Source organism: Akkermansia sp., assembly GCF_020860705.1.
GTDB lineage: Bacteria > Verrucomicrobiota > Verrucomicrobiia > Verrucomicrobiales > Akkermansiaceae > Akkermansia.
The window spans coordinates 55,919-64,604 of the sequence record NZ_JAJBTT010000032.1; the positions used below are offsets into that span (position 1 = coordinate 55,919).

Below are 8,686 nucleotides of genomic sequence, written 5' to 3' on the forward strand. Positions count from 1 at the left end.
GGTTATCTCCGGTGAGGGCTATGGCCGCCGCCCGGATGCGGGGAAGGCGCCGGACGGGACGGAGCGGACGCGGGAGGAGAAGAGGGCCTGCTGGGCGCACTGGAGGAAGGCGGCGGGGAAGAAGGCCTGGACACGGGAGGAGGGCTGCTGGGCCGGCTCATTCCTGAATGGCCCGGATTGGGACCGGAGGGCCGGGAGGAAGGCCTGGAAGGACGGGGCCCCTCCGGACGGCTTATGCCAGGTCGGGGAGAGTTGCCGGAATGATTGACGCCGGGACGGTGGGGGCTGTTAACGGAAGGGCGCGAAGGCTGGCCGGGCTTTCCAAAATCCGGTCTGCCATGGCTGCCGCCAGGATTAACCACGGGGGGACGGTGGGAATTGCCGGGTTTTCCGAAATCCGGCCGATGGCTGGGCCTGACGGGCTGGGGGGACGGCCTGTTGCCTCCGGGGCGGTGGTCCGGACGGAAATGATCCGGCCGGTACTGCGGCTTCATCGGCGGCCGCGCCATGGGGCGGCAGTAATGGGGGCGGATGTAGTGCCCGCGGTAATAGGGGGCCGGTCCCCACGTGGGAATGTAATAATTCGGGCGAATCAGGCTGATGGAATAGATGGGGCTGCCAAACGTGTCATAGGCGTAGATGGGCCTGCCTCCGTAGTACCCGTAAATGGGGTAGCCGGAGCTGTCATACATGTAGGACACGCCGGAGCCGCCGCTGCTGTAGGAGCCGGATACGCTAAAACTGTCGTAGTAAGGATCATAACAGCTGGACAGGGCGCAGCCGAGGGCTCCCGCCAGCAGTAAGTGCTTTAAAATACCGTATGCTTTCATGATGTTGAAATGGATTGGGGTGTTTTTCCCTTTGCCTGAAAAGCGGCGGAAGGAAAGTACATTTGTTTAAAATTATTTTGCTTGGAAACAGTCTTCTTCTTGTCTTAGACTGCAAAAACGTTCTAAGCGATGGGAATTCTCTTTCAAGATAAAAAAGTTGGTCTGGCTCTGGTGTGTGACAATGCTCCGTATACGCTGGACATGACGCTGGCGTCTTATGACAGGTCCGGGCTGCTGAAATATTTTGATGAGACCTGCGTCGTTTTTCCGGAAAGCGCCGGAAAAGTGTGTGAAACGGCTCTTTCCCATGGCCTTTCCGCGGTACCATCCCCTTTGGAGGGCGGTTTTATGGGAGCTCTCCAGACGGCAGTCAATGCCCTTGATACGGATTACGTCCTGTTGGCGGAGGACGACTGCATGATCTGGGAGCATCTGCACGGGGAGGCCCTGGAAAAGCAGCTGAGGAGTGCGCTGGCGCTGCTGACTTCCGGCCAGGCGGACATGGTGCGCCTGCGCCATGCATGGCGCGGCTGCGCCCGCTACAAGGCCGCGTACACGTATTCCTACTTTTACCCTGTGGAACAACTGGCTACCATGTGGGTGCACGCGGAAGGTCTGTCAGAGGCTCCGGACTGGATCAAGAGCATCCGGCGTTTCTTTCATCCTTTCCGGTCCAAGCGTTCCATCGGCCGTTGCGTCTATGTGGAACAGAACCCCCATTTGCGCTTTCCCCAATACATCACGAAGATTGATGATGGCTACATTATTGACAGTGAAGTTTTCCAGTGGACCAACCAGCCCACCCTCATCGCCCGGTCCAGGCTCAGGCAGATTCTGGCGGGGCTGGCGCAGGCACCCGGCACCATCGGAAAACTGCCCCAGGACTTTGAAAACGCCGTCAACAATCCGCGGTGGAGGGACGCCCACATGAACATAGGCGTCATCAGGGGAATTTTCACTTAACGGCGTATGACGGAAAGAGGAAAGGCGGTGCGGTATGAATGCACCAGGTGCGGCGCATGCTGCCGCTGGACCGGAGACGTGTGCATTGAAGAAGATGAAGTCCGGGAAATCTCCCGTTTCCTGCACATGGACGAACAGGCCTTTATTGATGAATGCTGCCGTTTGAGGGCCAACCGGCAGGGGCTGTCCATCAGGGATGCGGCGGATGGCGCCTGCATGATGCTGACGGAAAACGGCTGCCGGATCAACCCCGTCAAGCCGCGCCAGTGCCGAGGTTTTCCCAATCAATGGAATTTCCCCGGCTGGCGGGACTTATGCCGCGCCCGGGAAGTGGAGCAGGGGAGGGAAGAATAATCCCAGGTGGTAAAGGAGAGCGCTCTTTATCCCATTCAGGCCTGTTCCGGAACTTTGGGAAAGCCGTTCCGGCATGGTCTTCTCCCGGCCTCCTGAATTCTACACGAATTGTGCCAGATCCTGTTCAAAGCCGGGGTAGGACGTATTGATGCAGGCGGTATCAGTCAAGACGGTTTCCCCCTGCGCGCTGAAACCGGCCACCAGGAAGCTCATGGCGATGCGGTGGTCCCCATAGCTGGGAAGTTCCGCGCCTTTCAGAGCAGTGCCCCCGTGGACGATCATGCCGTCGTCAAATTCCTCCACGTTCACGCCCATGAGCCGGAGGTTGGCCGCCGTGGTGGCGATGCGGTCCGTCTCCTTCACGCGCAGTTCATGGGCGTTGCGGACGACGAATTCTCCTTGGCCCAGGGCTCCGGCCACGGCCAGGACGGGAATTTCATCAATCAGGTTGGGGATTTCCTCCGGGAGCAGGACCGTTCCATGCAGGGAGTCAGAGCCGTACACGGTAATATCCCCGTACGGTTCCCCAGCATCCGCCGGGGAAGTGATGACAATGTCCATGCGCGCGCCCATCCTCTTCAGGGCGCTGATGACGGCGTTCCGGGTGCCGTTCAGGCCCACTTGGCGCAGTGTTACGCGGGAGCCGGGACGGGTGGCGGCGGCCACCATCCAGAAGGCGGCGGAAGAAATGTCCGCGGGAACCGTCAAATCATGGGCAATGGGGAGTGCCGGGCCGTTCGTGCCTACGGCCAGTCCATCCACCGTGCAGGGAACGCTGAAATGGCGGAACAGGCGTTCCGTATGGTCGCGGGTGACGGCAGGCTGGTGTACGGTGGTGGCGCCGTCTGCAAACATGGCGGCCAGCAGGATGGCGCTTTTCACCTGGGCGCTTGCCATGGGAAGCGTGTAGGAGATGGGATGAATGCCGCCGCCGTGAATGAAAAGAGGGGCGCAGCCCGGCTTGGCGCCACGTGCCTCAATCCGTGCGCCCATCTGTTCCAGAGGCTGCATGATGCGGCCCATGGGGCGGGAACTCAGGGAGGCGTCTCCGAACATCTCGGAATCAAAGGGGCAGGCGGCCAGCATGCCGGCCAGCAGCCTCATGCCCGTGCCGGAGTTGCCGCAGTCAATGGGCCGTCCGGGAGCCACGGGGTTCATGGCGACGCCCGTAATGCGGAAACGGACGGGACCATAACCCTGCCGTTCTTCCAGCACCTCCACCCGTGCGCCCAGCTGCTCCATGGCGCGCAGGGTGTTCAGGCAGTCTTCACTGCACAGGAAATTGTCCACTTCCGTCACTCCCTGCGCCAGGCCGCCCAGAATGGCGGCGCGGTGGGAAATGCTTTTGTCTCCGGGTACGGTCAGCTCCCCTTGCAGGGAGGGAATGAAATGGGAATGAAGGTTCATGGACGTCCCGGAAGAACTACCCTGTATTGCTTGCTGAATCAAGCCAATTACGAGATGGGAAAAGCGGGGCCGATGACTCCGGGCCTTCCCGGAAAGGGACTGGAGTGAAACGGCGCGAGAGCCCAGAATGGAATTGATTTTCCAAGGCCGCGGCGTATATTCAGCCGCGTTATCGGCTGCGTCCCTCCTGAAAGGAAGGAGAGAACTTTTCAGGATCAAGGGATCAAGCTGGTTTTCATAGGTAGTAAGTTGGAGCGGCCATGGGAGTGATCCTGTGGCCGCTTTACCTTGTCCAGCATTCTTCCTGCCGCCCGGTCCATTGCCGTCATTCAGGAAGACGGGGAATGAAAGATGATGATAAGGCCTGTTGTTCTCCGGAATTCCCGGAAGGAGGAAAACAAAAATTGTCCCCGTAACCTGCTTTGGGCTTTACCGCGTGCCGCTGAAAGCGTATGTAGTCCGTGCTGATCAGGTTCGGGTGGTCGCTGTTCCGGTCTTCGGGCCGGAGTAGAGGAAAGTCCGGACATCACAAGGCAGCGTGTCCCGTGAAAGCGGGAGACGGGAATCTCCCAAGGGTTCCCGGACGGAAAGTGCCACAGAAAACAAACCGCCCGCATGGGGTTCATCTTCATGCAGGCAAGGGTGAAAAGGGGAGGTAAGAGCTCACCGCTCCAAGGGCGACCAAGGAGGCATGGTAAACCCCGCGCGATGCAAGACAAACAGGGGAAGGGTTGCCTGCCCGCCGGATCCCCGGGTATTAGTCGCATCCGTTCCGTCACACGAACGGGCGCGCGGACTGCTTCACCGCGGTCCGCGTGAGAAAAATGGCCACACAGCCGGCCTTGGCCGGTGGACAAAATCTGGCTTACAGAACCTGATCGGCGCCTTGCCTTATTATCCGGCCGCTCTCCGCCGCCTTTTCCGGGAAAGGAAACCACCGGGAAATTGTCCGGTTCCGGGGGCTCTTTGGAGTTGCATGGACGTGCCAAATGTGTAGAATCCGTCACCTAATTGCCACCCACCATGGAGAAGCTTGTTGTACACGGAGGTTTTACGCTGAGGGGAGCCGTCAATATCAGCGGTTCCAAAAATGCGTCCCTGCCCATTCTGGCCGCGTCATTGCTGACGGACGAGCCTGTAGTGGTGCGCCGTGTGCCGGACGTCTCCGATACCAATTTCATGGTGCAGATCATGGGCCAGCTGGGAGCCTCCGTGGAGCGGTCCAGCGGCAACGTGCGCGTGGAAGCCAGGAACCTGCATTCTGAAGCCGCCTATGAACAGGTGCGCAAGATGCGGGCTTCTATCTGCCTCATGGGCCCACTGATGGCCCGCATGCAGCGGTGCGTGATTCCGCTGCCGGGCGGCTGCGTGATCGGTGACCGTCCCGTGGACCTGCACATCAGGGCTATCCAGGCCCTGGGAGCCCAGGTGCAGATTGAACGCGGCAATCTCATTATTGAAGCCCCCGGCGGCCTGAAAGGGGCTACGGTGGATTTAAGCGGCGACCACGGCCCCACCGTCCTGGGAACGGACAACCTGATGATGGCCGCCGTTCTGGCGGAAGGCACCACCGTCATTGAATCCGCCGCTTCCGAACCGGAAGTGGTGGACCTGGCAAACTTTCTGATCAAGATGGGCGCCTGCATCCAGGGCGCCGGAACGCGCCGGATCGTCATTGAAGGGGTTAAGAAACTCCGCGGCTGCAACCATACCGTCATTCCGGACCGCATTGAAGCGGGTACTTTCATGGTGGCCGCGGCCATGATGGGGGACGGCGTGACCCTGAGGCGCGTTTGTGAAGAGCATATGACCGTAGTGACGGACCTGCTCCGGAAATGCGGCCACCACGTGGAATTCAACGAACGGGGGGACACGGTCACCATCATTGCCGGAAATGCCCCGAAATGCGGGGAAATCAAGACGGCCCCCTATCCAGGCTATCCCACGGACATGCAGGCCCAGATGACGGCTCTGTTTGCCACCACGCCGGGCATCTCCGTGGTAAAGGATACCATCTTCCCGCAGCGCTTCATGCACTGCTCCGAACTCAAGCGCATGGGCGCCGACATCAAGGTGGACAACGGCACCGCCGTCATCTCCGGCGTGGAGGCCCTGAGCGGCGCACCCGTCATGGCGTCCGACCTGCGCGCTTCCGCCGCGCTGGTGCTGGCGGCCCTGAAGGCGGAAGGCACCACGGAGATCCACCGCCTGTACCACATCGACCGCGGCTATGAGATGATTGATGAAAAGCTCCTGGCTATCGGCGCTGCCGTGGAAAGGCAGCCGGATGACGATAATTGAGGTTATTTTGATGCCTGATTGGCCTTTATCCGCATTTTTTCTTTACTGTCAGGACTCCATATGCTATTCACCGAAGTCCTATGAACAAGGCTCAACTGATCGAATTGATTCAAAACAAGCTGGGTGCCGATACAACCAAGAAGCACGCTGAAGAAGCCCTGGCCGCTGTGCTGGAATCCATCAAGGAAGGCGTGCAGGGATCCGGCAAGGTACAGATCATCGGCTTTGGTACGTTTGCTACCAAGACCCGTGAAGCCCGTACCGGCCGCAACCCGAAGACCGGCAAGGCGATCAACATTCCCGCCTCCAAGACGGTTGCTTTCAAGGCTTCTTCCGCCCTGAAGGACTAAAACGGCAGCTGTTCCTAAAAAGAGCACTTTTTTCAGCACCCCGTCCTCTGCGGACCGGGGTGTTTTTTTATGTCCCGCTCCGGCTGTCCACGGCTTGACCGGATGGGCGCAGCCGTCTAGAATGCCTCCATGTCCAGCAGTTTTGGTCAGGTGTTCAGAATCTCCACCTGGGGTGAGTCCCATGGAGCCGGGGTAGGCGTGGTGATTGACGGCTGTCCGTCCCTTGTCCCGGTGACGGAAGAAGCCATTCAGCGGGAACTGGACCGGCGCAGGCCGGGGCAGAGCGACATCGTGACCCCCCGCAAGGAAGAAGACCGCGCGGAAATTCTTTCCGGCGTGCTGGACGGGAAAACCCTGGGAACGCCCATCGCCATCAGCGTGCGCAACAAGGACCACCGTTCCTCCGCCTATGACGAGATGGCCAGCACGTACCGTCCCTCCCATGCGGATTATACGTATGACGCCAAATACGGCATCCGCGCCTGGGCGGGCGGGGGCAGGGCCTCCGCGCGGGAAACCATCGGGCGCGTAGCCGCCGGAGCCGTGGCCAGGGCCGTGCTGAAACAGGCCTTTCCCGGCATGGAGGTTCTGGCCTGGGTGGACCAGGTGCACTGCATAAAAACTTCCGTAGACTGGGAGGCCGTGACGGCCTCCGTGATCGAAAGCAACATCGTCCGCACAGCGGATCCCTCCGTGGTGGAAACCATGATCGCCGCCATCAAGGAGGCGAGGGACGCCGGCAACTCCCTGGGCGGCGTGGTCAAGTGCATGGTGCGCGGCTGCCCTCCCGGACTGGGGGACCCCGTTTTTGACAAGCTGGACGCCACGCTGGCCCACGCCATGATGAGCATTCCGGCCACCAAGGCCTTTGCCGTAGGCTCCGGATTTGAAGCGGCGGACATGACCGGACTGGAACACAATGACCCCTTTTACATGAAGGACGGCCGGGTGCATACCGTCACCAACCACTCCGGCGGCATTCAGGGAGGCATCTCCAACGGAGAGGACATCCTGATGCGCATCGGCTTCAAGCCCACCGCCACGCTGATGATTGACCAGCAGACGGTCAACCGGGACGGAGAAGACGCCCGGCTCAAAGGCAGAGGACGGCATGACGCCTGCGTATTGCCGCGCGCGGTCCCCATCGTGGAAGCCATGGCGTGGCTCTGTCTGTGCGACCACTACCTGCGCCAGCGCTGCCAGCGGGCGCTGTAAACTGACTCCACGGCTTCTTTCCCGTCATTCATGGATTCCTCCCTCACATTCTACCTGGTTCTGGGCGCGCTGCTGGTCGGCTTCATTGTGCTCGGCATGCTGAAGGGAATGATCAAGATGCTTCTGTTCGGCGCGGCGGTGCTTTCCGCCGTGGCGGCGTACTTCTGGCTGTCCAAATACGGCTTTACCTATTTGTCCTTCATTACCAGCGATCCGCGGGAATGGATGGTCACCGTGCTGTCCATCGGGGGGGCTGCGGCGGTCTTTTTCATTTTCATGCACGGCCTCTTCTGGTTCAGCGACGTTTTTTCCTGGGGGCGGCGCATGGGCTTCGGCGGGGCCAAGGGCATCGTCACCACCATTCTGATGGCGGCAGTGGTATGCTGGGTGGGCGTCATGTGCATCTTTTACTACGGTTCCATGGCGGAAATGACCCGCGCCCGGGAACTGGCCCTCTACCACATGGACCCCAACCGCACCATCTCCCTGCCCACCATTTATTCCGTCAAGAAATCCATCACGGACAATCCCCACCTGAAATGGCTGGTGAAAATTTCCCCAGAACATGACCCGGAACGCCTCTCCCTGGCAAAAATGATTGCCTACCTGGTGACGCTCAGTCCGGAACTTTCCGACCAGCGCCGCACCCAGCTGGACTGCTACATGCCCCGCTCCCGCATCACCAGCCGCGTGCTGAGTTTGAAAAGCCTGAGCGAAGATCCCGCCATCCGCCTGCTGGTGGAGAAGGGGGACATGCAGGGCCTTTACAACGACGTCAAGCTCACCCGCTTCCTGGAAGACCAGGACGTGCGCTCCGTCCTGTCCCAGCTGGACGTGGACCGCGTGCTTGGCTTCGTCACGGAAACCCGCCAGACGAGCCCCGCCGGGAATGAATACATTCCCGAAGCCACGCCGATTGAGGAATAAGCGGAGATTTTGTTCCGCAGGATTGTTTTCATTCCCATTATCCGCTTTTCAAATACCCCTATATTAGTAATATTAAGTATAAGGAAAAAGGAGTTGGCATGGATAAAAAAAAATTGAAGAAAGAACTAAGGGAATTGGAACAGGAGATAGACCGGAATAATGGAAATTTCATAGCTTATTGTGCCCGGGGAAACATTCTGTCCGACTTAGGACGTTTGGGGGAAGCCCTAACTAGCTATGACAAAGCACTGACGATCAATCCTAAATTTGATGTTGCCTATTATAATAGGGGCATTGTTTTGGAGGATTTAGGGAGAAAAGAAGAAGCGCTAGCGAGTT

General features: G+C 59.4%; 9 protein-coding genes and 1 other RNA gene. 8 read left to right on the plus strand and 2 right to left on the minus strand.

The features are described 5' to 3' along the window. Positions 1–2: 2 nt before the first annotated feature. Positions 3–830 (minus strand): hypothetical protein, encoded by an 828-nt coding sequence (locus tag LIO64_RS06920; protein WP_290548712.1) that lies wholly within the window; start codon positions 828–830, stop codon positions 3–5. A gap of 129 nt (positions 831–959) precedes the next feature. Between LIO64_RS06920 and LIO64_RS06925 the strand changes: the two genes are divergently transcribed. Beyond that, positions 960–1,793, plus strand: coding sequence for a hypothetical protein (locus LIO64_RS06925; protein ID WP_290548713.1), 834 nt, complete (start codon positions 960–962; stop codon positions 1,791–1,793). 6 nt (positions 1,794–1,799) lie between these two features. After that, a complete protein-coding gene (locus LIO64_RS06930) occupies positions 1,800–2,147 on the plus strand; it encodes a YkgJ family cysteine cluster protein (RefSeq protein ID WP_290548714.1) in 348 nt (115 codons plus the stop codon). A gap of 99 nt (positions 2,148–2,246) precedes the next feature. Here LIO64_RS06930 and aroA read toward each other — a convergent pair whose 3' ends face one another. Beyond that, positions 2,247–3,554 carry a 3-phosphoshikimate 1-carboxyvinyltransferase gene (gene aroA / locus LIO64_RS06935; RefSeq protein WP_290548715.1) on the minus strand — a complete coding sequence of 436 codons (1,308 nt, stop codon included), beginning with the start codon at positions 3,552–3,554 and terminating at the stop codon, positions 2,247–2,249. Positions 3,555–4,020: 466 nt separating this feature from the next. On the opposite strand from aroA, the gene rnpB reads away from it, so the two are divergent. The 6 genes from rnpB to LIO64_RS06965 all read left to right on the plus strand — a co-directional run. Next, positions 4,021–4,438, plus strand: an RNA gene (rnpB, locus tag LIO64_RS06940) — RNase P RNA component class A. Between the two features lie 139 nt (positions 4,439–4,577). Further along, positions 4,578–5,855 (plus strand): UDP-N-acetylglucosamine 1-carboxyvinyltransferase, encoded by a 1,278-nt coding sequence (gene murA, locus LIO64_RS06945; protein WP_290548716.1) that lies wholly within the window; start codon positions 4,578–4,580, stop codon positions 5,853–5,855. 80 nt (positions 5,856–5,935) lie between these two features. Next, complete coding sequence (locus LIO64_RS06950) at positions 5,936–6,205, plus strand: HU family DNA-binding protein (RefSeq protein WP_290548717.1); 270 nt, start codon at positions 5,936–5,938, stop codon at positions 6,203–6,205. 129 nt (positions 6,206–6,334) lie between these two features. Beyond that, positions 6,335–7,420 (plus strand): chorismate synthase, encoded by a 1,086-nt coding sequence (gene aroC, locus LIO64_RS06955; RefSeq protein WP_290548718.1) that lies wholly within the window; start codon positions 6,335–6,337, stop codon positions 7,418–7,420. A 30-nt stretch (positions 7,421–7,450) separates the two neighbouring features. Next, positions 7,451–8,347, plus strand: a complete 897-nt coding sequence (locus LIO64_RS06960) for a hypothetical protein (RefSeq protein ID WP_290548719.1) — start codon at positions 7,451–7,453, stop codon at positions 8,345–8,347. Positions 8,348–8,445: 98 nt separating this feature from the next. Further along, positions 8,446–8,686 (plus strand): tetratricopeptide repeat protein (locus LIO64_RS06965; RefSeq protein WP_290548720.1); only part of this gene is annotated, 241 nt, incomplete at its 3' end.

Bases quoted from the DNA above. Each gene is read 5' to 3' on its own strand.
- LIO64_RS06920 (WP_290548712.1), bottom strand. From the start codon at position 830: ATGAAAGCATACGGTATTTTAAAGCACTTACTGCTGGCGGGAGCCCTC.
- LIO64_RS06925 (WP_290548713.1), top strand. From the start codon at position 960: ATGGGAATTCTCTTTCAAGATAAAAAAGTTGGTCTGGCTCTGGTGTGT.
- LIO64_RS06930 (WP_290548714.1), top strand. From the start codon at position 1,800: ATGACGGAAAGAGGAAAGGCGGTGCGGTATGAATGCACCAGGTGCGGC.
- aroA (WP_290548715.1), bottom strand. From the start codon at position 3,554: ATGAACCTTCATTCCCATTTCATTCCCTCCCTGCAAGGGGAGCTGACC.
- murA (WP_290548716.1), top strand. From the start codon at position 4,578: ATGGAGAAGCTTGTTGTACACGGAGGTTTTACGCTGAGGGGAGCCGTC.
- LIO64_RS06950 (WP_290548717.1), top strand. From the start codon at position 5,936: ATGAACAAGGCTCAACTGATCGAATTGATTCAAAACAAGCTGGGTGCC.
- aroC (WP_290548718.1), top strand. From the start codon at position 6,335: ATGTCCAGCAGTTTTGGTCAGGTGTTCAGAATCTCCACCTGGGGTGAG.
- LIO64_RS06960 (WP_290548719.1), top strand. From the start codon at position 7,451: ATGGATTCCTCCCTCACATTCTACCTGGTTCTGGGCGCGCTGCTGGTC.